A 21,310-nucleotide genomic window follows, 5' to 3' on the forward strand; every position below is an offset into this window, starting at 1 on the left:
AACACCGTCTTGTCGTCAGTAACGACAAGCAGAACGAGATATATTGATGTTCATTCCACCTGTGCGGTTATCAGGCTGGACTTTTTTCCGCAATGTCAAAAAAGGCTTGCCGCAACGAAAGTGTTATCGAGCCGGGGTGGCCGTTGGCGATCGGATCGCCGTCTATGGCCACGACCGGCATGGCGATCGTGGTCGCGGAACTGATGAAAGCCTCCCTCGCCGCCTTGGCCTCGGCGACAGAAAAGCCGCGTTCCTCGATCTTGAGTCCGAGCTTGGCCGCCACCTCAAACATGGTGGTGCGGGTTATGCCGCGCAGAATACCGTGCTCGGCGGGCCTGGTGACCAGAACGCCGTCCCTGGTGACGATCCAGGCATTCGATGACCCGCCTTCCTTGACGTTGCCGTCCGTATCCACGAACCACGCTTCCTGCGCGCCAGCTTCCTTGGCCTTCTGCTTGGCCAACACATTGGGCAGCAGGCCGGTGCTCTTGATGTCGACGCGATCCCAGCGATTCTCGGGCACGGTGATGACGGCGATACCGGTCTCGGCCCGCTTGGTCCCAGCAGCGGGATCCATCTTCCTGGCGGTGATCACCAGCGACGGCCTGGTATCAGCCGAGGGGAAGGCGAAGTCGCGGCTGGCGACGCCGCGTGTGACCTGGACGTAAACCAGGCCGTTGACGACATGGTTGCGATTGACCACTTCGCGCATGATGAGCGGCAGGACGCCTGGGGTGACGGGCCAGCCGATCGACAGCTCGCTCAGCGAACGGTTCAGCCGGGCAAGGTGACGCGGCATGTCCACGATGAAGCCGCGCGCCACTTCGCAGACCTCGTAAACGCCGTCGGCGAACTGGTAGCCACGGTCTTCGATATGCACAGCGGCATCAGCATGAGCGGTGTAGCGCCCGTTCACATAGGCAATACGCGGCATTTGTCACCTCGGGGGATCTGCTTCGGCTTGTTTAGGCGATTCCGCCTCAGCAGTGATGGATAATCGCGTGGGCCACTGAAGCAACTCCAGAAAGCGTGTAACGATTTTCCGGCCGGAACTGCTTGAGCAAGGTATCGAACCGGGCCGGCAATGCATCAAACGCCGAACCGCTCAAGATATCAGGTCAGACGCCGAGCGACTTCAGCTTGCGGTGCAGCGCGGAACGCTCCATGCCGATGAACTCGGCCGTTTTCGAGATGTTGCCGCCGAACCGGTTGATCTGGGCGATCAGATAGTCCTTCTCGAATTGTTCGCGCGCCTCGCGCAGCGGCAGCGCCATGATGTGCTGGTCCGACTGGTTCGGCGTGCGTGGCATGACATCGCCGATTTCGGACGGCAACAGGTCGGCGGTGATCGGCGCATCGACATTGTCGCCGCGCGCCAGAATCATCAGCCGTTCGACATTGTTGCGCAATTGGCGAACATTGCCTGGCCAATTGTGCGCCTGCAGCACCGCCATGGCGTCATCGCCGATGCGGCGCGGCTTGATTCCGGCCTGACGGGCGATCTGCTTCATGAAATTGTCAACGAGATAAGGAATGTCCTCGCGCCGCTCGGCAAGTCCCGGCACCGTCACCGGTACCACCGCAAGGCGATGGTAAAGATCCTCGCGGAAACGGCCATCGGCGATCATCGCCTCCAGGTTCTGCGACGTCGAGGAGATGATGCGGACATCGACCTTGACCCGTTTGGTGCCGCCGACGCGCTCGAACTGCTGTTCGACCAGCACACGCAGGATCTTGTTCTGCGTCTCGCGCGGCATGTCGGCCACCTCATCGATGTAGAGGATGCCGCGATGGGCTTCCTCCAGGGCGCCGACCTTTCGCTCGACGCCGTTCGATTCGGTGCCGAACAGTTCGATCTCCATGCGTTCGGGCGTGATGTTGGCGGCGCTCAGCGTCACGAAAGGCGCGCTCTTGCGCGCCGACAGCGTGTGGATGGCGCGCGCGGCCAGCTCCTTGCCAGATCCCGAGGGGCCAATGATCATGACGCGGCTGTTGGTCGGCGCGACGCGCTCGATGGTCTGGCGCAACTGGCTCATCGCCGACGACATGCCGATCAGGTCGAAGGTCTCGCCGCTGCGCAGCTTGAGATCGGAAACCTCGCGCCTCAGCTTGGAGGTTTCCAGCGCACGCTCGGCAATCAGAATCAGCCTGTCCGCCTTGAAGGGCTTCTCGATGAAGTCATAAGCGCCGCGTCTGATGGCGGAGACCGCGGTTTCGATGTTGCCATGGCCCGAAATCATCACCACCGGCAGGTTGGGGTGCATGGTCTTGATCTCGTCCAGCAAAGCCAGGCCGTCCAGGCGCGAACCCTGCAACCAGATGTCGAGGAAAATCAGCCGCGGCGCTCGGTCGGCGATGGCTGCCAGCGCGGTGTCGGCATCGGATGCCGTGCGGGTTTCGTGACCTTCGTCGCTCAGTATGCCTGCGACGAGCTCACGGATGTCTTCCTCGTCATCGACGATCAGAATATCAGACGCCATTACCGACCTTTTCAGTTTCTCTTTCGTGTTCCATCCTGCTTTCGCCGCGCGCTGGCGCCACGGCCGCAGGTGGCAGGATGATGCTGATCATCGCGCCGCGCCCGCCATGGAAATCCGCAGGCGCATCGTGGAGCTCCAGCCTGCCGCCATGGTCCTCCACGATCTTCTTGACGATGGCGAGACCGAGGCCCGTGCCCTTCTCACGCGTGGTCATGTAGGGCTCCAACAGCCGCTGACGATTCTCCCGCGGCAGGCCTTTGCCATTGTCGATGACGTCGATGCGAATCGCGCCATTCTGACGTCCGGCTTGAATCCGGATTATGCCGTGCGAACCGTCCTTCTGTTCCAGCCCGTCGATCGCTTCGGCAGCGTTCTTGATCACGTTGCCGAAAGCCTGCGCCAACAAGCGGCTGTCGAAAGTACCCTTGAGCGGTTCGTTGCCGAATATGCGCTCGAACGTGATGTCGGAACGGCTCACCTCGACCAGGAAGGAGGCCTCGCGCAGGGATTCACGCAGGTCTATGGACTTCATCTCGGGCTTCGGCATGCGCGCGAAAGCGGAGAATTCGTCGACCATGCGACCAATATCCTCGACCTGCCGGATGATGGTGTCGGTGCACTGGTCGAACACCTCGCGGTCCTCGGTGATGACCTTGCCGTAGCGGCGCTTGATGCGCTCGGCTGAAAGCTGGATCGGCGTCAGCGGGTTCTTGATCTCATGGGCGATGCGGCGCGCCACATCGGCCCAGGCAGAGGAGCGCTGCGCCTGGACCAGATCGGTGATGTCGTCGACCGTCACGACGTAGGATTTCTCCTCCGTGCCGTTATCGCCGGCCTCGATGGTGATCTGCACGTTGAAAGTCCGCTCCGTGCCGGCGCGGAAAAACGTCACCTGCTCGCGATAGACGGGCTTGCCCGATTGGCGGCCGATCTCGAAGACGCGGCCGACATGCGGGAGAATGGCGGAAAGGTTCTGCCCGAGCGCCGCACTGGCCGAAATGGCCAGCATGGACTCGGCCGAGCGGTTGACGATGGTGATAATGCCATAAGGGTCGACGCCGATGACGCCCGCGGTGACACCGGCCAGCACCGCTTCCGAAAAGCGCCGTCGCTCGTCGATCAGATCCTTGGCGGACAGGATCTCGTTGCGCTGCGATTTCAATTCCTGCAGCATCTTGTTGAAGGTATTGCCGAGCGAGGCAACGTCGCCGTCGGACGGCCGCACCGGCACGGCGACGTCGAGATTGCCGGTCGCGACCTCGTCGGCAGCGCCGATGAGCTGACGAATCGGCCGCACCAGCCGGTCGGCCACGGCAATGCCGGTCCAGATTGCCGACAGGATGATGATCAGCGTCAGCGACAGATAAGGCAGCGCGAACGCCACCTGCGAAGTGCGCCTGTTGTCTTCGAGATTGCGATATTCGTCGGTGTTCGATCTGACGATCTGGCGCGCCTTTATCACCTCGGGATCGACCAGCCGGATCGTGTAGAGGTAGAGCCCCTCGATCTCACGCAGCTTGACGATGGCGCCCATGATGTTGCGCGTGCGCGGCTCGATCAGAACCGGCTTGCCGTCGGTGGCGCTGGCGACCGCTCCCTCCGGCGGTTCCGGCATGGCGAAGTCGGCATCGGTCTTGGCGCTCATCACGAAGGAGCCGTCGGGCTTGATCAGCGCGGCATGCGCCAGCGAGCGGCCCACCGCTTCCTTGCTCATCAGATCGAGGAAGCCAGTCCGGTCGAGGCCGTAAAGCGTGCGCGACGCGTCGAGGTCATAGGCCATCGACAGCGTCGTGCCCTGCAGGTTGCGCGCGTTTTCCTGCACATAGGCATCGGCGATGGACAGCGACGAATTGACGATCGTCTTGGTGCGAATCTCGAACCAGCGGTCGAGGCCGATATCGAGCGTGATCGATGCGATGATGGCCACCATGATGGCGGGGATGGCGGCGACGAGCGCGAACATAGCCACGATGCGCACATGCAGCCGCGAGGCTGCCTTGCCATGCCGGCGCGCCATGACGATGCGATGCACCTCCCGGCCGATCAGTGCGATCAGCAACAGGACGAAGATGGCGTTGAGCGCGATCAACGCCCAGGTTGTCCTGGCGTCGGGCGCAATCGGCGTCGCGCCGACCAGGATCGCGAACGAAATGGCCGCCATGACCAGCGCACCGACGACCGCCACCACGCCGGGCAGCGCCAGCAGCCGGCGCCCGTCACGCGTGCCGGGGTCGTTGAAAAGCGGTTCGTTCGGTGTCGGAGCCTGCGAAGCCATGTCGCCGTCTAGAGCCAGTGATTGCGTCGGATCTATGCAACGCATTGTGGCGATTATGCAACAAGTGTGGCCTGGACGGAAATCTTTCGCGGACAGTCCCCCGGAAAAGCGCTTCGGCTCTATCCCGGCTCAGGCTTGGCGCGACGATTTGTAGACGTTGACGCCGAGTTCGCGAATCTTCTTGCGCAGCGTGTTGCGGTTGAGCCCCAGCAGTTCCGCGGCTTTGATCTGGTTGCCGCGCGTCGCGGTCATCGAGGCCAGCACCAGCGGATATTCGACCTCCGAGAGAATGCGCTGGTACAGCCCGGCAGGCGGCAATTCGCCGGCAAACGAGGTGAAATAGCGCTGCAGGAAATGCTCGACCGCCTGGCCGATGGACAGGTCGTCGGGAATGAGGTTGCCGCCGCCCGGCACCACGGGACGCTCGCCGGTCTTGAGTTCCGCCTCGATGATCTCGGCGGAAATCTCGTCCTGCGAATAGAGCGCGGCGAGCCTGCGGACCAGGTTTTCCAGTTCGCGCACATTGCCCGGCCAGGGATAGCGCTTCATCAATTCGATGCCGCCCGACGAGATACGCTTGGTCTGGAGACCCTCCATCTCGCCGAGCTTGAAGAAGTGCCGGACGAGGTCCGGCACGTCCTCGGAGCGCTCGCGCAGCGCCGGCAGCCTGAGGGGCACGACATTGAGGCGATAGAAAAGATCCTCGCGGAAGAGCCCCTGGTTGATCAGCGTGCGCAAATCCTTGTTGGTGGCGGCGACGATGCGCACGTCGGTCTTGATCGGCGTGCGGCCGCCGACCGTCGTGTATTCGCCTTGCTGGAGGACGCGCAGCAGGCGCGTCTGCGCTTCCATCGGCATGTCGCCGATCTCGTCAAGGAATAGCGTACCACCTTCGGCCTGTTCGAAGCGGCCGGTTGAGCGGTTCTGCGCACCGGTGAAGGCGCCCTTCTCATGGCCGAACAGTTCCGATTCGATCAGGTCGCGCGGGATGGCCGCCATGTTGATGGCGACGAACGGTCCGCCGCGGCGGCGGCCATATTCGTGCAGCGCACGCGCCACCAGCTCCTTGCCGGTGCCCGACTCGCCGGAGATCATCACCGTCAGGTCGGTCTGCATCATGCGCGCCAGCATGCGGTAGATGTCCTGCATGGCGGCCGAGCGGCCGACCAGCGGCATCGTCTCGGGCTGCTCTTCCGGCCGTGCGTCGATCTTCGGCCGCCGCGGCTCCGACAGCGCCCGGTTGACGATGTTGAGGAGCTCGGTGAGGTCGAACGGCTTCGGCAGATATTCGTAGGCGCCGGTCTCGGAGGCACGGATCGCCGTCATGAACGTATTCTGGGCGCTCATGACGATGACGGGCAGCTCCGGCCGAGCTTTCTTGATGCGCGGCAGCATGTCGAATGCGTTCTCGTCCGGCATCACCACGTCGGTGATGACGAGATCGCCCTCGCCCGCCGCCACCCAGCGCCACAGCGTCGAGGCATTGGAGGTCACGCGCACCTCATGGCCGACACGCGAAAGGGCCTGGTTGAGGACCGTACGGATCGCCGCATCGTCGTCGGCGACGAGAATATTGCCGCGAACGGTCATTTGCGGTCTCCTTCAGCGTCTTCATCGGTGCCGAGCGCCGTTTCCTTCCAGGCCGGCATCAGGATGCGGAACATTGTCGCGCGCGGCGTCGATTCGCATTCGATGATGCCGCCATGCTCGCCGACGATCTTGGCCACCAGCGCGAGGCCCAGTCCCGAGCCGTTCGGCTTGGTGGTGATGAAGGGATCGAACAGGATCGGCAGGATGTCCTCCGAAACACCGGAACCGTTGTCGCGCACGCAGAACTCGAGCGGCAGCGACACACGATCCTGAGTGCCTGGAACCGAAACGCGAATGCCCGGCCGGAAGGCCGTCGACAGGACGATTTCACCTTGGGGGTCGCCGCCGATCGCCTCGGCGGCGTTCTTGACCAGGTTTAGGAACACCTGGATGAGTTGGTCGCGGTTGGCGAAAACCGGAGGCAATGAAGGATCATAATCCTCCAATATCTTGATTTTTTTAGCAAAACCGTTCTTTGCGATCGCCTTCACATGGTCGAGCACGACATGGATGTTGACGGGATAGCGGTCGATCGGCCGCTCGTCGGAAAACACCTCCATGCGATCGACCAGCGACACGATGCGATCGGTCTCGTCGGTTATCAGCCGCGTCAGCGCGCGATCCTCGTCGGAAGCGGACAGTTCAAGCAGCTGGGCAGCGCCCCTGATGCCGGAGAGCGGGTTCTTGATCTCGTGAGCCAGCATCGCCGCCAGACCGGTCACCGAGCGCGCCGCGCCGCGGTGCGTCATCTGCCGGTCGATCTTGTCGGCCATCGACCGTTCCTGGAACATCACCACGACGGAGCCTGGAAACTCCGGCACTGGGGCGACATAGAGATCGACCACCTTCTCGATGCCGAGACGCGGAGACGACACGTCGACCCGGTACTCGTTGACGGGGGCCCGGCGCTCGCGCACCTGGTCGACCAGTGTCAGCAACGGGCTGCCGAAGGGAATGAGCTTTGACAGCGTGTTGCGGGCGAGCATCGTCGCGCTCGAGCGGAAGAAGTCCTCCGCATCGGCGTTGGCGAAGGTGATGAACCCCTCCGAACTGATCATGATGACCGGACGGCGGATGGTGTTGAGCACGATCTGGGCAGCATCCGCCATTTCCGGGCCCTGGCTGACGGAGGCGTTCATGCGGCGCTCCGCATGGGTGTTTGCTCGGCGGCGGAAAACACCTCGCGAAGCAAGGTAATCGTCCGCGCGGGATCGAAAGACGTGAGAATGGCCTTGCGCTTTTCGTCGGCAACGGCGCCGGCATGGCGGTCCAGATACCAGCCGAGGTGCTTGCGCGCCTGGCGCAGGCCGCTCTCGACGCCGTAGAGCGCAAGCATGTCCTCGTAATGGGCAATGATGTAGTCGGTCAGTTCCGCAGCGCTTTCCGGTAGCCGGGCAAGCTCGCCTGCCGCCGCGGCCGCGATGGTTCCGGCGGTCCAGGGCGCGCCGTAGTGGGCGCGGCCCACCATCACCGCATCGGCGCCGGATTGCTCCAGAACAGCGGCTGCTTGCGCAGGCGAAGACACATCGCCATTGGCGACGACCGGGATCGACACGGCAGCCTTGACGCAGGCTATTGCGCGCCAATCAGCCTTGCCCTGATAGAACTGGCAGCGCGTGCGGCCGTGCACTGTCACCATCTTGACGCCCGCCTGCTCGGCACGGCGCGCCAGGTCAGGCGCGTTGAGCGCCGTTTCGTCCCAGCCGAGCCGCATCTTCAGCGTCACCGGCACACCGACCGCGCCGACCACGGCGTCGACCAGCGACAGTGCATGATCGAGATCTTGCATCAGTGCCGAGCCGGCATAGCCGCCGGTCACCTTCTTGGCGGGGCAACCCATATTGATGTCGATGACGTCGGCGCCCTCGCCGACGGCGATGCGTGCGCCTTCCGCCATGTGTGCCGCCTCGCGGCCGGCAAGCTGCACCATATGGACGGGCAGGCCCGAATGACGTATGCGCAGGTCGCAGCCGGCCCTGCCTCTGGCGAGCTCGCCGCTTGCCACCATTTCGGACACGACCAGGCCGGCGCCATGCGCATGGGCGCGTTGGCGGAACGGCTCGTCGGTAATTCCCGACATCGGCGCGAGGAACACGCGATTGCGGATACTCACGCCGCCGACGTCGAGAGGTGCGGCCAATTTGGTCAGGTCAGGCATGCACAAAAACCAAGCATGTTCATTTGCTGCACATTCTCTAGCCATATCGGCCGCAATGTGCAACGCGGAATGACGCCACATTACGGCGCAATTGGGAAATGCCGAGCTCGGCTGCAGTCCCGAGCAAAGCGCCGCGCCTTGCACGGACACGCAATGGACGTTTTGGGGCTTCATGTGGCCTACGATCTCTCCGAAAACCGATTACACTTTTGGGGATCGTGCGCTAAGCCAATCGGCATGACTGACGGAAACGAAAATCAGGCTTTGGAGGCGAACGGCAAGGTCGCGGTGGTTATTGTTGCGGCCGGCCGTGGCGCGCGTGCCGGACAGGCCGATGGCCCGAAGCAATATCAGCAGATCGGCGGTCGCGCCGTCATCGCCCACGTCATCGATATTTTCCTGGCGCATCCGCGTATCGGCCCGCTCGTCGTGGCCATACACGCCGAGGATCACGAACTTTTTCGACATGCCGTCGGCGCACACTCCAATCGCGTCACGGCAATTGCGGGTGGCCCCACCAGGCAAGACTCGGTTCGACTCGGACTGCAGGCGTTGAGAAGCCACGCACCGGACAAGGTTCTCATCCACGACGCGGCGCGCCCCTTCGTCGACGCGGACCTGATCGACCGCACGATCGCAGCCATCGGCGAGCGCGAGGGCGCGCTCCCGGCGCTGCCCGTCGCCGATACGCTGAAACGCGAATCCGCCGCCGGGTTGGTCGCCGAAACGGTTTCCCGGAGCGGGCTTCACGCGGCGCAAACGCCGCAGGGTTTCCCATTCCTGGCGATTATGGCCATGCATGAGGAAGCCTATAACAGCGGCAAAACCGACTTTACCGACGACGCCGCGATCGCCGAGTGGATGCAGATGCCGGTCAAACTCGTTCCCGGCTCACCGGACAACGTCAAACTCACCTGGGCACGGGACATCGCCATGGCGGACCAACGACTTTCCAGCGAGCGCATGCGCTTTCCCGATATTAGAACCGGCAATGGCTACGACGTCCACGCGTTCGAGCCTGGCGACCACGTCACGCTATGCGGCATCGCCATTCCGCATGACAAGAAACTGTCCGGCCATTCCGATGCCGATGTCGGGCTCCATGCCCTTACCGATGCGCTGCTGGCGACCTGCGGCGCCGGCGATATCGGCACGCATTTCCCACCCTCCGACCCGCAGTGGAAGGGTACTGCCTCCCGGATTTTCGTGGAACATGCGGCAAAGCTGGTGCGCGCGCGCGGCGGCCGCATCGCCAATGCCGACATCACGCTGATCTGCGAGGCGCCACGCGTCGGCCCACATCGCGAGGCGATGACGGCTGCCCTGTCGCAGATGCTGGCCATCTCTGCCGACCGCATCTCCATCAAGGCGACAACCAACGAGAAGCTCGGTTTCGTCGGCCGCGAGGAAGGCATTGCGGCGATCGCCACGGCGAGCGTGGTGTTTCCCGGCGAGGTGCCGGAATGAGCAACAGCGAACTGGCAAATGCATTGCTGCAAGCCTGCCAGAAGCGCGGCATTATGCTTGCGACGGCGGAAAGCTGCACCGGCGGCATGATCATCGCCGCGCTGACCGACATCGCCGGCTCTTCCGCCGTGGTCGATCGCGGCTTCATCACCTATTCCAATGAAGCCAAGATGGACATGCTCGGGGTTTCCGCCGCCACGCTGGAGGCCCATGGCGCGGTTTCACGCGAGACAGCGATCGAAATGGCAACCGGCGCGCTGGCGCGCTCCCGCGCCGGGCTCAGCCTCGCCGTTACCGGCATTGCCGGACCGGGCGGTGGCTCGCCGGAAAAACCGGTCGGCCTGGTCTGGTTCGGGATTGGCCTAAGCGGCCAGCCGGTGACGGCCGATCGCGTGCTGTTCGCCGATGAAGGCCGTGCTTTCATTCGCCAGGAGACCGCCAGCCATGCACTCAAGCTGGGATTGCAGGCGCTTGGGCATGCTCACGCCGGTTTTGCACCGTAGATGACATCAGCACGCTTTTCGAAGGCTTCGGAGAACATGCGGAAGGCACGGTCGAACATCGTGCCCATCAGGGCGCCCAGGATGCGGCTTTTGAACTCGTAGTCGATGAAGAAGCAGACGGCACAGCCGCCGTCGGCAGGGTCGAATCGCCAGACATTGGTCAGATATTTGAACGGACCGTCGATGTATTTGACGTCGATCGCACGCTCGTCGGGCTTCAGCAGCACCTGCGTCGTGAAGGTCTCGCGGATCGCCTTGTAGCCGATGCTCATATCGGCGACGAGGATAGTGCGCCCGTCACGCTCCTTGCGCGAGCGCACCGTCAGTGCCTCGCAAAGCGGCAGGAATTGCGGATAAGCTTCGATGTCGGCGACCAGGGCGAACATCTGTTCCGGCGTGTGGGAAACGCGGCGGGTGGCTTCGAATTTCGGCATGAACCCGGCTCTAAAGCGCGTCGCGTCGACACAGACTCATGCGACGCGCTTTAGAGTCTTTGTTTTCGTGCATGCCGTTCTCCCAAAACCCGAAGTCACTTTGGGCGACATGCATCAGAGCGATTTCTCGAGCTGCGCTTGGCGCGCGGCGCGCAGCCTGGCGAAATCGTCGCCGGCGTGGTGCGAGGAGCGGGTCAGCGGGCTCGACGCCACCAGCAGGAAGCCCTTGGTCCGGCCGATCGTCTCGAAGGACTTGAACTCCTCCGGGGTGACGAAGCGGATCACCGGGTGGTGCTTTTTCGATGGCTGCAGATACTGGCCGATGGTCATGAAGTCGACATTGGCTGAACGCAGATCGTCCATCAGCTGCAGGATTTCGTTCCGCTCCTCGCCCAGTCCAACCATGATGCCGGACTTGGTAAAGATCGAAGGGTCGAGCTCCTTTACCCGCTGCAACAGCCTGATCGAATGGAAATAGCGGGCGCCTGGCCGGACCGTCAGGTAGTTCGACGGCACGGTTTCCAAATTGTGATTGAACACGTCCGGCTTGGCGGCCACGACGATCTCCAGGGCGCCGTCCTTGCGCAGGAAGTCGGGCGTCAGGATCTCGATCGTGGTTGAAGGCGTCGCCGCCCGGATCGCACGGATGACCTCGGCGAAATGCTGCGCGCCGCCATCGGCGAGATCGTCGCGATCGACAGAGGTGATGACGACGTGGCTGAGGCCCATCTGCTTGACCGCGTGGGCGACCCGTGCCGGCTCCTCCGGGTCGAGCGCGGTCGGGATGCCGGTGGCGACGTTGCAGAAGGCGCAGGCACGTGTGCAGATCTCGCCCATGATCATGAAGGTGGCGTGCTTCTTGTCCCAGCACTCGCCGATGTTCGGGCAGCCGGCCTCCTCGCAGACCGTCACCAGCTTGTGCGATTTCACGATCTCGCGGGTTTCGGCATAGCCTTTCGACACAGGCGCCTTAACGCGGATCCAGTCAGGCTTGCGCAGCACGTCCTGGTCGGGCTTGTGCGCCTTCTCCGGATGCCGCAGCCGCGGCGCATTGGCGATCGTGTCGAGGACGGTGACCATCGGAACCCTGGTTTTCTTTGCGATCGCCGCCGGCGATCGTCACTTACACGTCATCTAGGACTTTTCAGCACAAAGAAAAAGGCTGCGGCGGTACATGCCGCCACAACCGTTTTCGCATGGCGGAAACGATACCGACTAACGGCGCACCAGACGCCCGGCCCAGATCAGCAGGCAGGCGCCGATGAAACCGGTGATCAGGTAGGCGGTCCAGCCGACGCCAAACACGCCGATGTTCAAGGCACGCAAGATCGCGTTCAGCACCACTGCGCCGGCAATGCCCAAGATGATGTTCATCAAGACGCCGGTGTTGCTCTTCATGACCATTTCGGCAAACCAGCCCGCCAGGCCGCCGATGATGATGGCTGCGATCCAGCCCACGCCATTCACGTCCATATGCCTTCTCCTTGCTTGAGAAAAAACGCATCCGGAACCGAACTAACTTGCCGTCGAGCTCCTGCGGCTTTCGCATCTGAGTCTCGTGCGGCCAATCTATCATGCGTTCAACGCACGGCCATAGGCGTCGAGTACGCTTTCCTTCATCATCTCCGACAGCGTCGGGTGCGGGAAGATCGTGTGCATCAGTTCTTCCTCGGTCGTCTCGAGGTTCATCGCAACGACAAAACCCTGGATCAGTTCGGTCACTTCGGCGCCCACCATGTGGGCGCCAAGCAGTTGGCCGGTGTTCTTGTCGAAGATGGTCTTGATGAAGCCCTGGTCCTCGCCGAGCGCGATGGCCTTGCCATTGGCGGCGAACTGGAAGCGGCCGACCCTGACATCCTTGCCCTCGGCCTTGGCTTTCGCTTCTGTCAGGCCGACCGAAGCGACCTGCGGATTGCAATAGGTGCAGCCAGGGATCTTCAGCTTGTCGGTGGCGTGCACGCCGGGGAAATTGGCGATCTTCTCGACGCAGACGACGCCTTCATGCTCGGCCTTGTGGGCGAGCATCGGCGGGCCGGCGACATCGCCGATGGCGTAGATGCCGGACACATTGGTCTTACCGTAGTCGTCAACGACGACGCAGCCGCGCTCCGTCTTCACGCCAAGCGTCTCCAGGCCGAGGCCCTCGATATTGCCTTGCACGCCGACGGCCGAGATCATGCGATCGGCCGTGATCTTCTCCACCTTGCCGTCCTTCATCTCGACATGCGCGGTGATCGAATTGGCGCCTTTCTCGACCTTGGTTACCTTGGCTTCGAGAATGATTTTCATGCCCTGCTTCTCGAACTGCTTCTGGGCGAATTTCGACACCTCGGCGTCCTCGACCGGCATCACGGCCGGCAGCAGTTCGACGACGGTCACGTCGGCGCCCATGGTGCGGTAGAACGAGGCGAATTCGATGCCGATGGCGCCCGAACCCATCACCAGCAGCGACTTCGGCATTTCCTTGGGCACCATGGCCTCGAAATAGGTCCAGATCAGCTTGCCGTCCGGCTCGATGCCCGGCAGCGCCCGCGGCCGGGCGCCGGTCGCCAGTATGATGTGCTTGGCGGTGTAGGTGCCCTCGCCCTTGACGCCTTTCGGCACCGGCGGCTGCGGCTCCATCGGCTTCTTGGCCGTCTTGGAGACGACGATCTCGCCCGGTTTTGTCAGCTTGGCCTCGCCCCAGATGACGTCGACCTTGTTCTTCTTCATCAGGAAGGCGACGCCGCCATTGAGCCGCAGCGAAACCTTGCGCGAGCGGTCGACGACGGCCGACGTGTCGACGCTGACCTTGCCGTCGAGCTTCAGTCCATAGTCCTTCAGATGATCCGAATAATGCATGATCTCGGCCGAACGCAGCAACGCCTTGGTCGGAATGCAGCCCCAGTTCAGGCAGATGCCGCCGAGATGCTCGCGCTCGACGATCGCCGTCTTGAAACCGAGCTGCGCGGAACGCACTGCCGTGACATAGCCGCCGGGACCGGAGCCGATGATGATGACGTCGTAGTTCTCAGCCACGGTTTTCTCCTTCAATCACAATTCCAGCATGACGCGCACGAGCGGCGTCAACGCCTCGCCGATGTTTCGCGTATTTTCGGCATCGAGATGGACGCCGTCGAGCGGCGTGGTCTTGGCCACAGTGCCGGCATCGAAGAAGCCGCAGCCAGCCCCATCGGCAAGCGCGGAATATTGCGGCGCAAGCTCTTTGGACGCATCGTCGCCGCCGGCAAACATCGCCTTGAACTCGGCATCTTCAGTGCGACTGACGAGAGGCGGCGAGACGATGAGGATCTGCGGCGGCGGCCAGTCGAACGGATAGTCGTGGCCGCGCACGATGTCGATCAGGCGCTGGATGCCTTGTTTGGCCGCAACGGGATTGCCGTGGATCCAGGGCTTCATGTCGTTGGCGCCGAGCATGATGACGATGACGTCGATCGGCGCATGCGTGGTCAGCACCGTCGGCAGCGTTCTTGCGCCATTGCGGTCGGCGCCTGCCAGGTGATCGTCGAACGCCGTTGTGCGGCCATTCAGCCCCTCGGCAATGACATGCACGCCGTCACCTAGTCCGGTCTGCAGCACGCTTGGCCAGCGATCCTCGAGCGCATGACGGCCACCCTCGGCATTGTAGCCCCAGGTCAGTGAGTCGCCGTAGCAAAGAACCGTCTTCATCTTGCTCAACCCGCCCTTGCGAGGGAGTATTCTTCCTCGGCGTTGGTGACGACGGCGAATTCCTGCGCCTCCAAGCCGCCGGCGAAGAGGCCGGTGAAGAATTTCCGCACCGCCTTGTTCTTCCTACACCAGCATGCCCATCGGGTTCTCGATCAGCTTCTTGAAGGCGACCAGCAGTTCGGCACCGAGCGCTCCGTCCACGGCGCGATGGTCGGTCGACAGCGTTACCGACATCACCGTGGCGATTCTGATCTCGCCGTTCTTGACCACCGCCCGCTCCTCGCCGGCGCCCACCGCCAGGATCGTCGCATGCGGCGGGTTGATGACGGCGGCGAAATCCTTGATGCCGAACATGCCAAGGTTCGACACCGCCGTGGTGCCGCCTTGATACTCTTCCGGCTTCAGCTTGCGACTGCGCGCGCGGCTGGCCAGGTCCTTCATCTCGTTGGAGATCACCGACAGCGTCTTTTCATCCGCCTTGCGAATGATCGGCGTGATCAGGCCGCCGGGGATCGAGACGGCAACGCCGACATCGGCATGCCTGTGCTTGACCATGGCGCTTTCGGTCCACGAGGCATTGGCATCCGGCACCGCCTTCAAGGCCATGGCCATCGCCTTGATCACCATGTCGTTGACCGAGAGCTTGTAGGCGGGCGCCTCGCCCTTGTCGGTCTTCTTGACCGGTGCGGCCGCATTGAGCTGCGTGCGCAGCGAAAGCAGCGCATCGAGCTCGCAGTCGAGCGTCAGGTAGAAATGCGGGATGGTGGTCTTGGCCTCGACCAGCCGGCGCGCGATGGTTTTGCGCATATTGTCGTGCGGGACGAGTTCATAGGAGCCTTCCTCGAACAGCTTCAGCACCTGATCGTCCGACATCGCCTTTACCGGCGCGGGAGCAGCGGCCGGCGCGCCAGCCGGAGCTTTGGCAGCGGGTGCCGCCTTGGCGCCGCCGCCGGCGATGGCGGCATCGACATCGGCCCTCACCACCCGGCCATGCGGGCCGGTGCCGGTCACGGCAGACACATCGACGCCCGCCTCTTTGGCAATACGGCGCGCGAGCGGCGAAGCAAAGGTGCGCCCTTCACCCTCCCCCTTGTGGGGAGGGTCGGCAGGCCTTCCGGCCGGGGTGGGGGGCGCGGCGGTGGGTTCATCCGCGGCGCGACCTCCCCCGTCGGACGGAGAGGTGGGAGTCTCGGTCTTCGATGTCTCAGCCTTGGGAGGCTCCGCTTTCGCCGGTGCGGCATCGCCACCGCTTTTCGCGGCGGCACTTGCCTCCTCACCCTCGGCGGCAAGCACGGCGATCAGCGCATTGACCTTGACGCCTTCGGTGCCGGCGGGAACGACCAGTTTCGCCACCGTGCCCTCATCGACGGCTTCGACTTCCATCGTCGCCTTGTCGGTCTCGATCTCGGCAATGACATCGCCGGGCGAAACCTTGTCGCCCTCCTTCACGAGCCACTTCGACAGATTGCCCTCTTCCATGGTGGGCGAGAGGGCCGGCATGGTGATGTTGATTGGCATTGTGTCCTCCCGCCCGGTTCAGCGATATGAGACGGCTTTGACGGCCTCGATGACCTCGCCGACATTCGGCAAAGCCAGCTTTTCGAGATTGGCCGCATAGGGCATCGGCACGTCCTTGCCGGCAATGGTGATGACCGGCGCGTCGAGGAAATCGAAGGCTCGCTGCGACACCTGGTTGGCGACATGGTCGCCGACCGAGTTCTGCGGGAAGCCTTCTTCCACCACGACCAGCCGGTTGGTCTTCTTCACCGAGGCGATGATGGTGTCGAAGTCGAGCGGACGGATGGTCCTGAGATCGATAATCTCCGCGTCGATGCCCATGCCGCGCAGTTCCGCTTCGGCCTTGACCGCATAGGTCATGCCAATGCCGAAGGAGACGATGGTGACGTCCTTGCCTGATTTGTGGATGCGCGCCTTGCCGATCGGCAGCACGAAGTCGTCCAGCTTCGGCACGTCGAAGGACTGGCCGTAGAGGATTTCGTTTTCGAGGAAGATGACCGGGTTCGGATCGCGGATCGCCGCCTTGAGCAGTCCCTTGGCGTCTGCGGCGGTATAAGGCATCACCACCTTCAGGCCCGGTATGTGGCTGTACCAGGCGGCATAGCATTGCGAATGCTGGGCGGCGACGCGAGCCGCAGCACCATTCGGCCCGCGGAAGACGATCGGCGCGCCCATCTGTCCGCCGGACATGTAGAGCGTCTTGGCGGCCGAGTTGACGATCTGGTCGATCGCCTGCATGGCGAAGTTGAAGGTCATGAATTCGACGATCGGCTTCAGGCCAGCCATCGCCGCACCGACCCCGACGCCGGCAAAGCCGTGCTCGGTGATCGGCGTGTCGACGACGCGACGCGGTCCGAACTCCTGCAGCAGGCCTTGGGTGATCTTGTAGGCGCCCTGGTACTCGGCAACTTCCTCGCCCATGACGAAGACATCGCCGTCGCGGCGCATTTCCTCCGCCATGGCATCGCGCAGCGCTTCGCGCACCGTGGTCGAGACCATCTCGGTCCCGGCGGGTATGTCAGGATCGGCGGCGACTTCCGTCTTCGGCGCGGCCGCCACAGGCGCCGCTGCCTCGCTCTTGGCCGCGGCGGGTGCCGGTGTCGGCGCCTTTGCCTCAGTCTTGGCGGGCTCTTCACCGATGCCTTCGCCGGCCTTGTCGACATCTTCGCCATCGACAGCCAGCACGGCGATCACCGCGTTGACCTTGACGCCTTCGGTGCCTGCGGGAACCACGATCTTGGCAAGCGTGCCCTCATCGACAGCTTCGACTTCCATCGTCGCCTTGTCGGTTTCGATCTCGGCGATGACGTCGCCGGCGACGACCTTGTCGCCCTCGTTCTTCAACCACTTGGAAAGATTGCCCTCTTCCATGGTCGGCGAAAGGGCGGGCATGAGAATTTCGATCGGCATGTCCTTGCCCTCCCGTTACAATACGATGTCGGTCCAGAGCTCGGACGGATCCGGCTCGGCGTCGTGCTGGGCAAACTCGGCGGCATCGGCGACGACGTCGCGAACCTCCTTGTCGATGGTCTTCAATTCGTCCTCGCTTGCCCACTTCTTCTGGATCAGCCGCGCTTTGACCTGCTCGATCGGGTCATGCTCGGAGCGCATCTTCTGCACTTCTTCCTTGGAGCGGTATTTCGCCGGGTCGGACATCGAATGGCCCCGATAGCGGTAAGTCTGCATTTCGAGGATCAGCGGCCCATTGCCGGCACGGCACCATTCGGTAGCGAGATCGCCGGCGGCCTTGACAGCACGCACGTCCATGCCGTCGACCTGGATACCGGGAATCTTGAACGAGGCGCCGCGATTCGAGAAGTCGGTCTCCGCCGAGGAGCGCGATACCGAGGTGCCCATGGCATAGCGGTTGTTCTCGATGATGTAGATCACCGGCAGCTTCCAAAGCGAGGCCATGTTGAAGCTTTCGTAGACCTGGCCCTGGTTTGCGGCCCCGTCCCCGAAATAGGTCAGCGTGACATTGTTGTTGCCGCGATAGCGGTTGGCGAAGGCCAGGCCCGTGCCGAGCGACACCTGCGCGCCGACGATGCCGTGGCCACCGTAGAAATGCTTCTCCTTGGAGAACATGTGCATGGAGCCGCCCTTGCCCTTCGACAGGCCGCCTCGGCGGCCGGTCAGTTCGGCCATGACGCCACGCGGCGACAGTTCCATCGCCAACATATGACCGTGGTCGCGGTAGGCCGTGATCATCTGGTCACCGTCGATCAGCGCCATCTTCATACCGGTGACGACCGCTTCCTGGCCGATGTAGAGATGGCAGAAGCCGCCGATGAAGCCCATCCCGTAAAGCTGGCCGGCCTTTTCCTCGAAACGGCGAATAAGCAGCATGTGCCGGTAGGCGGCGAGCTCCTCGTCCTTGGTGAATTCCACTGGTTTGGGCGCGGAAAGGCCCGATTTGCCGTCGGATTTCGATTTGGCAGGCGCTTTCCTGGCTGCGGTTGCCATGCATCACTCCCTGTTGGCGTCTCTTCGCGGACATTTCGAGCAAGATGAAATCTGCTCGAGCAAGATGAAATCTGCTCAGGGGAGATCAGCTCTCCCCACTGATTTTGGGGAGGCTAACACGTGAGAACGTGTTCCGCCATGTCGAAATTGCATAGCTGGCATGCGACTAAGCAATTAGAATCATTGAAAATATTGGTGATTAACCTGATATTGGTTACTTTGCCGAGACCGGCAACATGATGGTGATTTCGTCGGCCTGGGACAAATTCAGCGCCTTACGCGCCTGCTCGTCGAGCATGTCCTTCTCCAGCGTGCCGTCGTGCATCAGCTTGACGCGCCGTTCCAGCTCCATCCTGCACGCCTTGATCGCATCGAGCTGGGCCTGCAGGGCAACAGTCTCGGCCTCCAGCTGGTATTTCGAATTGATGCCGAACTCGCCGTGATAGGCATGAAAGCCGAAATAGGCCAGGAACACCGCGCAGAGCGAGGGGATGATCAGCCGGCCGGTGTTTCTCTGTTTGTGCTGACGCGTCCACATCGTCCGTTCCCTCGCAGTCGCGAACTCGGGCGACCACGGTCTTTTTCGCTCCATTGTGCTTAACGGACGGTTACGGATGACGCGTCCACAGGCGCTCCAACGAAAAGGGCGGGAATTCCCGCCCCTCACCGCCATCCCTGTGTCCGATGCTCCGGCTCAGCCCTTCAACATCGACTTGCCGGCGTAGCGCGCCTGCTTGCCGAGTTCTTCTTCGATGCGAATGAGCTGGTTGTATTTGGCCATGCGGTCGGAACGCGACAGCGATCCGGTCTTGATCTGCCCGCAATTGGTGGCGACGGCGAGGTCGGCGATGGTCGAATCCTCGGTCTCGCCCGAGCGATGCGACATGACGGCGGTGTAGCCGGCCTTGTGCGCGGTCTCGACGGCATCGAGCGTCTCGGTCAGCGATCCGATCTGGTTGACCTTGACCAGGATCGAATTGGCGACCCCCATGCGGATGCCGTCGCGCAGGCGCGCCGTGTTGGTGACGAAGAGATCATCGCCGACGAGCTGCGTCTTCTTGCCGATCAGGTCGGTCAGATATTTCCAGCCTTCCCAGTCATCCTCGGCAAGGCCGTCCTCGATCGAAATGATCGGATAATCGGCGGCGAGCTTGGCCAGGTATTTCGCCTGCGCCTTCGGATCGCGTGTCTTCTTCTCGCCTTCATAGACGTAGTTGCCGTCCTTGAAGAATTCCGTCGCGGCGCAATCGAGGCCGAGCGCAATCTCCTCGCCCGGCTTGAAGCCGGCCTGCTCGATCGACTCCATGATGAAATCGAGCGCCACCGGCGCGCTCTTCAGGTTCGGGGCAAAGCCGCCTTCATCGCCGACATTGGTGTTGTGGCCGGCGTCCTTCAGCTTCTTCCTCAGCGTGTGGAAGACCTCAGAACCCCAGCGCACGCCTTCGCGCAGCGTTGGCGCACCGACCGGCAGGATCATGAATTCCTGGAAATCGATCGGGTTGTCGGCATGGGCGCCGCCATTGATGATGTTCATCATGGGTACCGGCAGCAGATGCGCCTTGGTGCCGCCGACATAACGATAGAGCGGCAGGCCGGCGGCTTCGGCCGCGGCCTTGGCCACCGCCAGCGACACGCCGAGAATAGCGTTGGCGCCGAGCCGGCTCTTGTTGGGCGTGCCGTCGAGTTCGATCATGGTCTGGTCGATGTGGATCTGGTTTTCGGCTTCCATGCCGCCGATTGCCTCGAACAGTTCGCCGTTGACCGCCTCGACGGCCCGCAGCACGCCCTTGCCGAGATAGCGGGCGCCGCCGTCGCGCAGTTCGACGGCTTCATGCGCGCCGGTGGAAGCTCCAGACGGCACGGCCGCGCGGCCCATCGAACCGTCTTCGAGCACGACATCGACCTCGACGGTCGGATTTCCACGGCTGTCCAGGATTTCACGCCCGACAATGTCGATGATGGCGGTCATTGCGATGTCCCCGATTGATCTGACGAAACGTCGCGCCCGTCTTAGCCAAAGCGGCGCAAAAGGCAATCGGGCCACCGCCAATTATTGCCGCCGGCGCGATTCACGAAGCGCAAATTCCTGTCATCATAAGTCATGCGCCATAGGATGGCCGCCGGTCTATGATGGCGGCTGCGCGGGGCGAAACAGGAGGAGTTTCGCCATGTCCGAGTTAAGCGGTATCGTGAGTTTGTTCCTGATCGCGGCGGCGTTCCTGACGTCCTGCGACAACCAGCAGCCTCCACAGGGCGCGGTGCAACTGTCGACCCTCCGCAGCGCGGAGTAAGCACGGCAGGCGATCATGTAAAAGGCCCCCGCTGGTTTGCGGGGGCCTTTTCACGTCAGGCTGGCCGGTCAATGCCAGTAAGGCTCGACCTTGTAGTAATTGTAGGAGGCGTCACGTGCGGCCTCGCCATCGGCGCCCGTCAGCTCGTTGATCGAATAGGCGGGAGCGGCTTTCAGCTGGTCCTTCGAGAATGGCACGACATAGCCGCCCCTATCCTCATCGTAATCCAAACTCGCCCACGGGATGGCGTGATATTTTTCACCCATGCCGAGAAAGCCGCCAAAACCGATCACAGCGAACATGATGCCGTTGGACAGCTTGTCGAGCATGACGTCCTCGATGCTGCCGATCTTCGTGCCTTCGGTGTTATAGACGGATGTGCCGATGACCCGCGAAGCAGCGATAGCCTCTGTGTGTCCTGCCTGGGTTGTCATGATGTGCTCCTCATTGTCGTTGCTCTGG

20 protein-coding genes are annotated in these 21,310 nt (G+C 62.7%); 3 read left to right on the forward strand and 17 right to left on the reverse strand.

Going from position 1 to position 21,310, the window contains the following annotated elements; translation table 11 throughout:
• Window positions 1-70: 70 nt before the first annotated feature.
• The 6 genes from FJ972_RS18255 to dusB all read right to left on the reverse strand — a co-directional run bounded on the left by FJ972_RS18255 (window position 71) and on the right by dusB (window position 8,503).
• Window positions 71-934, reverse strand: a complete 864-nt coding sequence (locus tag FJ972_RS18255) for a D-amino-acid transaminase (protein WP_140525174.1) — start codon at window positions 932-934, stop codon at window positions 71-73.
• A 184-nt stretch (window positions 935-1,118) separates the two neighbouring features.
• Window positions 1,119-2,480, reverse strand: a complete 1,362-nt coding sequence (locus tag FJ972_RS18260) for a sigma-54-dependent transcriptional regulator (RefSeq protein WP_140498569.1) — start codon at window positions 2,478-2,480, stop codon at window positions 1,119-1,121.
• Entirely contained in the window at window positions 2,470-4,755 is a 2,286-nt protein-coding gene (locus FJ972_RS18265) for a sensor histidine kinase NtrY-like (protein WP_181165348.1), read from the reverse strand. The genes FJ972_RS18260 and FJ972_RS18265 overlap by 11 nt, the downstream gene beginning before the upstream one ends.
• A 129-nt stretch (window positions 4,756-4,884) precedes the next feature.
• Complete coding sequence (gene ntrC / locus FJ972_RS18270) at window positions 4,885-6,345, reverse strand: nitrogen regulation protein NR(I) (RefSeq protein WP_140515418.1); 1,461 nt, start codon at window positions 6,343-6,345, stop codon at window positions 4,885-4,887.
• Window positions 6,342-7,484 carry a two-component system sensor histidine kinase NtrB gene (locus FJ972_RS18275; protein ID WP_140525173.1) on the reverse strand — a complete coding sequence of 381 codons (1,143 nt, stop codon included), beginning with the start codon at window positions 7,482-7,484 and terminating at the stop codon, window positions 6,342-6,344. The genes ntrC and FJ972_RS18275 overlap by 4 nt, the downstream gene beginning before the upstream one ends.
• Window positions 7,481-8,503 carry a tRNA dihydrouridine synthase DusB gene (dusB, locus tag FJ972_RS18280; protein WP_140525172.1) on the reverse strand — a complete coding sequence of 341 codons (1,023 nt, stop codon included), beginning with the start codon at window positions 8,501-8,503 and terminating at the stop codon, window positions 7,481-7,483. Before dusB ends, FJ972_RS18275 begins: the two co-directional genes overlap by 4 nt.
• A 237-nt stretch (window positions 8,504-8,740) precedes the next feature.
• Here dusB and FJ972_RS18285 point away from each other — a divergent pair, with 237 nt between their 5' ends.
• Window positions 8,741-9,970, forward strand: a complete 1,230-nt coding sequence (locus FJ972_RS18285; RefSeq protein WP_140525171.1) for a bifunctional 2-C-methyl-D-erythritol 4-phosphate cytidylyltransferase/2-C-methyl-D-erythritol 2,4-cyclodiphosphate synthase — start codon at window positions 8,741-8,743, stop codon at window positions 9,968-9,970.
• Window positions 9,967-10,473 carry a CinA family protein gene (locus tag FJ972_RS18290; protein WP_140525170.1) on the forward strand — a complete coding sequence of 169 codons (507 nt, stop codon included), beginning with the start codon at window positions 9,967-9,969 and terminating at the stop codon, window positions 10,471-10,473. The genes FJ972_RS18285 and FJ972_RS18290 overlap by 4 nt, the downstream gene beginning before the upstream one ends.
• Here FJ972_RS18290 and FJ972_RS18295 read toward each other — a convergent pair.
• From FJ972_RS18295 to eno, 10 genes are all read right to left on the reverse strand, one after another.
• Entirely contained in the window at window positions 10,452-10,907 is a 456-nt protein-coding gene (locus tag FJ972_RS18295; protein WP_140498563.1) for a type II toxin-antitoxin system RatA family toxin, read from the reverse strand. The genes FJ972_RS18290 and FJ972_RS18295 overlap by 22 nt on opposite strands.
• A 114-nt stretch (window positions 10,908-11,021) precedes the next feature.
• Window positions 11,022-11,987 (reverse strand): lipoyl synthase, encoded by a 966-nt coding sequence (gene lipA / locus FJ972_RS18300; RefSeq protein WP_140525169.1) that lies wholly within the window; start codon window positions 11,985-11,987, stop codon window positions 11,022-11,024.
• 135 nt (window positions 11,988-12,122) lie between these two features.
• Window positions 12,123-12,380 (reverse strand): GlsB/YeaQ/YmgE family stress response membrane protein, encoded by a 258-nt coding sequence (locus FJ972_RS18305; protein ID WP_140498561.1) that lies wholly within the window; start codon window positions 12,378-12,380, stop codon window positions 12,123-12,125.
• A 99-nt stretch (window positions 12,381-12,479) separates the two neighbouring features.
• Window positions 12,480-13,925, reverse strand: coding sequence for a dihydrolipoyl dehydrogenase (lpdA, locus tag FJ972_RS18310; RefSeq protein ID WP_140525168.1), 1,446 nt, complete (start codon window positions 13,923-13,925; stop codon window positions 12,480-12,482).
• A 15-nt stretch (window positions 13,926-13,940) separates the two neighbouring features.
• On the reverse strand, window positions 13,941-14,576 hold the full coding sequence (locus FJ972_RS18315; RefSeq protein WP_140525167.1) for an SGNH/GDSL hydrolase family protein: 636 nt from the start codon (window positions 14,574-14,576) through the stop codon (window positions 13,941-13,943).
• A 123-nt stretch (window positions 14,577-14,699) separates the two neighbouring features.
• The gene (locus FJ972_RS18320) at window positions 14,700-16,094 is read right to left on the reverse strand and encodes a pyruvate dehydrogenase complex dihydrolipoamide acetyltransferase (RefSeq protein WP_140527989.1); all 1,395 of its coding nucleotides are present in this window, start codon (window positions 16,092-16,094) and stop codon (window positions 14,700-14,702) included.
• 18 nt (window positions 16,095-16,112) lie between these two features.
• Window positions 16,113-17,504 (reverse strand): pyruvate dehydrogenase complex E1 component subunit beta, encoded by a 1,392-nt coding sequence (locus tag FJ972_RS18325; RefSeq protein ID WP_140501348.1) that lies wholly within the window; start codon window positions 17,502-17,504, stop codon window positions 16,113-16,115.
• A gap of 15 nt (window positions 17,505-17,519) precedes the next feature.
• Window positions 17,520-18,557, reverse strand: a complete 1,038-nt coding sequence (pdhA, locus tag FJ972_RS18330) for a pyruvate dehydrogenase (acetyl-transferring) E1 component subunit alpha (protein WP_140525504.1) — start codon at window positions 18,555-18,557, stop codon at window positions 17,520-17,522.
• Between the two features lie 214 nt (window positions 18,558-18,771).
• The gene (locus FJ972_RS18335; RefSeq protein ID WP_140525505.1) at window positions 18,772-19,095 is read right to left on the reverse strand and encodes an FtsB family cell division protein; all 324 of its coding nucleotides are present in this window, start codon (window positions 19,093-19,095) and stop codon (window positions 18,772-18,774) included.
• Window positions 19,096-19,251: 156 nt separating this feature from the next.
• Window positions 19,252-20,526, reverse strand: a complete 1,275-nt coding sequence (eno, locus tag FJ972_RS18340; RefSeq protein ID WP_140501342.1) for a phosphopyruvate hydratase — start codon at window positions 20,524-20,526, stop codon at window positions 19,252-19,254.
• A gap of 199 nt (window positions 20,527-20,725) precedes the next feature.
• Here eno and FJ972_RS30180 point away from each other — a divergent pair, with 199 nt between their 5' ends.
• Window positions 20,726-20,848: a hypothetical protein gene (locus tag FJ972_RS30180; RefSeq protein ID WP_263483006.1), complete on the forward strand. Its 123-nt coding sequence runs from the start codon at window positions 20,726-20,728 to the stop codon at window positions 20,846-20,848.
• 68 nt (window positions 20,849-20,916) lie between these two features.
• Here the strand turns inward: FJ972_RS30180 and FJ972_RS18345 are convergent, their stop codons facing one another.
• Window positions 20,917-21,282 (reverse strand): PRC-barrel domain-containing protein, encoded by a 366-nt coding sequence (locus FJ972_RS18345; protein WP_140501340.1) that lies wholly within the window; start codon window positions 21,280-21,282, stop codon window positions 20,917-20,919.
• Window positions 21,283-21,310 lie beyond the last annotated feature (28 nt).

This window comes from Mesorhizobium sp. B2-1-1 (assembly GCF_006442975.2).
In the GTDB taxonomy this organism is placed as follows: Bacteria; Pseudomonadota; Alphaproteobacteria; order Rhizobiales; family Rhizobiaceae; genus Mesorhizobium.

Coding starts and splice junctions, on each gene's coding strand:
- FJ972_RS18255 (WP_140525174.1), bottom strand. CDS start 934: ATGCCGCGTATTGCCTATGTGAACGGGCGCTACACCGCTCATGCTGAT.
- FJ972_RS18260 (WP_140498569.1), bottom strand. CDS start 2,480: ATGGCGTCTGATATTCTGATCGTCGATGACGAGGAAGACATCCGTGAG.
- FJ972_RS18265 (WP_181165348.1), bottom strand. CDS start 4,755: ATGGCTTCGCAGGCTCCGACACCGAACGAACCGCTTTTCAACGACCCC.
- ntrC (WP_140515418.1), bottom strand. CDS start 6,345: ATGACCGTTCGCGGCAATATTCTCGTCGCCGACGACGATGCGGCGATC.
- FJ972_RS18275 (WP_140525173.1), bottom strand. CDS start 7,484: ATGAACGCCTCCGTCAGCCAGGGCCCGGAAATGGCGGATGCTGCCCAG.
- dusB (WP_140525172.1), bottom strand. CDS start 8,503: ATGCCTGACCTGACCAAATTGGCCGCACCTCTCGACGTCGGCGGCGTG.
- FJ972_RS18285 (WP_140525171.1), top strand. CDS start 8,741: ATGACTGACGGAAACGAAAATCAGGCTTTGGAGGCGAACGGCAAGGTC.
- FJ972_RS18290 (WP_140525170.1), top strand. CDS start 9,967: ATGAGCAACAGCGAACTGGCAAATGCATTGCTGCAAGCCTGCCAGAAG.
- FJ972_RS18295 (WP_140498563.1), bottom strand. CDS start 10,907: ATGCCGAAATTCGAAGCCACCCGCCGCGTTTCCCACACGCCGGAACAG.
- lipA (WP_140525169.1), bottom strand. CDS start 11,987: ATGGTCACCGTCCTCGACACGATCGCCAATGCGCCGCGGCTGCGGCAT.
- FJ972_RS18305 (WP_140498561.1), bottom strand. CDS start 12,380: ATGGACGTGAATGGCGTGGGCTGGATCGCAGCCATCATCATCGGCGGC.
- FJ972_RS18315 (WP_140525167.1), bottom strand. CDS start 14,576: ATGAAGACGGTTCTTTGCTACGGCGACTCACTGACCTGGGGCTACAAT.
- FJ972_RS18320 (WP_140527989.1), bottom strand. CDS start 16,094: ATGCCAATCAACATCACCATGCCGGCCCTCTCGCCCACCATGGAAGAG.
- FJ972_RS18325 (WP_140501348.1), bottom strand. CDS start 17,504: ATGCCGATCGAAATTCTCATGCCCGCCCTTTCGCCGACCATGGAAGAG.
- pdhA (WP_140525504.1), bottom strand. CDS start 18,557: ATGGCAACCGCAGCCAGGAAAGCGCCTGCCAAATCGAAATCCGACGGC.
- FJ972_RS18335 (WP_140525505.1), bottom strand. CDS start 19,095: ATGTGGACGCGTCAGCACAAACAGAGAAACACCGGCCGGCTGATCATC.
- eno (WP_140501342.1), bottom strand. CDS start 20,526: ATGACCGCCATCATCGACATTGTCGGGCGTGAAATCCTGGACAGCCGT.
- FJ972_RS30180 (WP_263483006.1), top strand. CDS start 20,726: ATGTCCGAGTTAAGCGGTATCGTGAGTTTGTTCCTGATCGCGGCGGCG.
- FJ972_RS18345 (WP_140501340.1), bottom strand. CDS start 21,282: ATGACAACCCAGGCAGGACACACAGAGGCTATCGCTGCTTCGCGGGTC.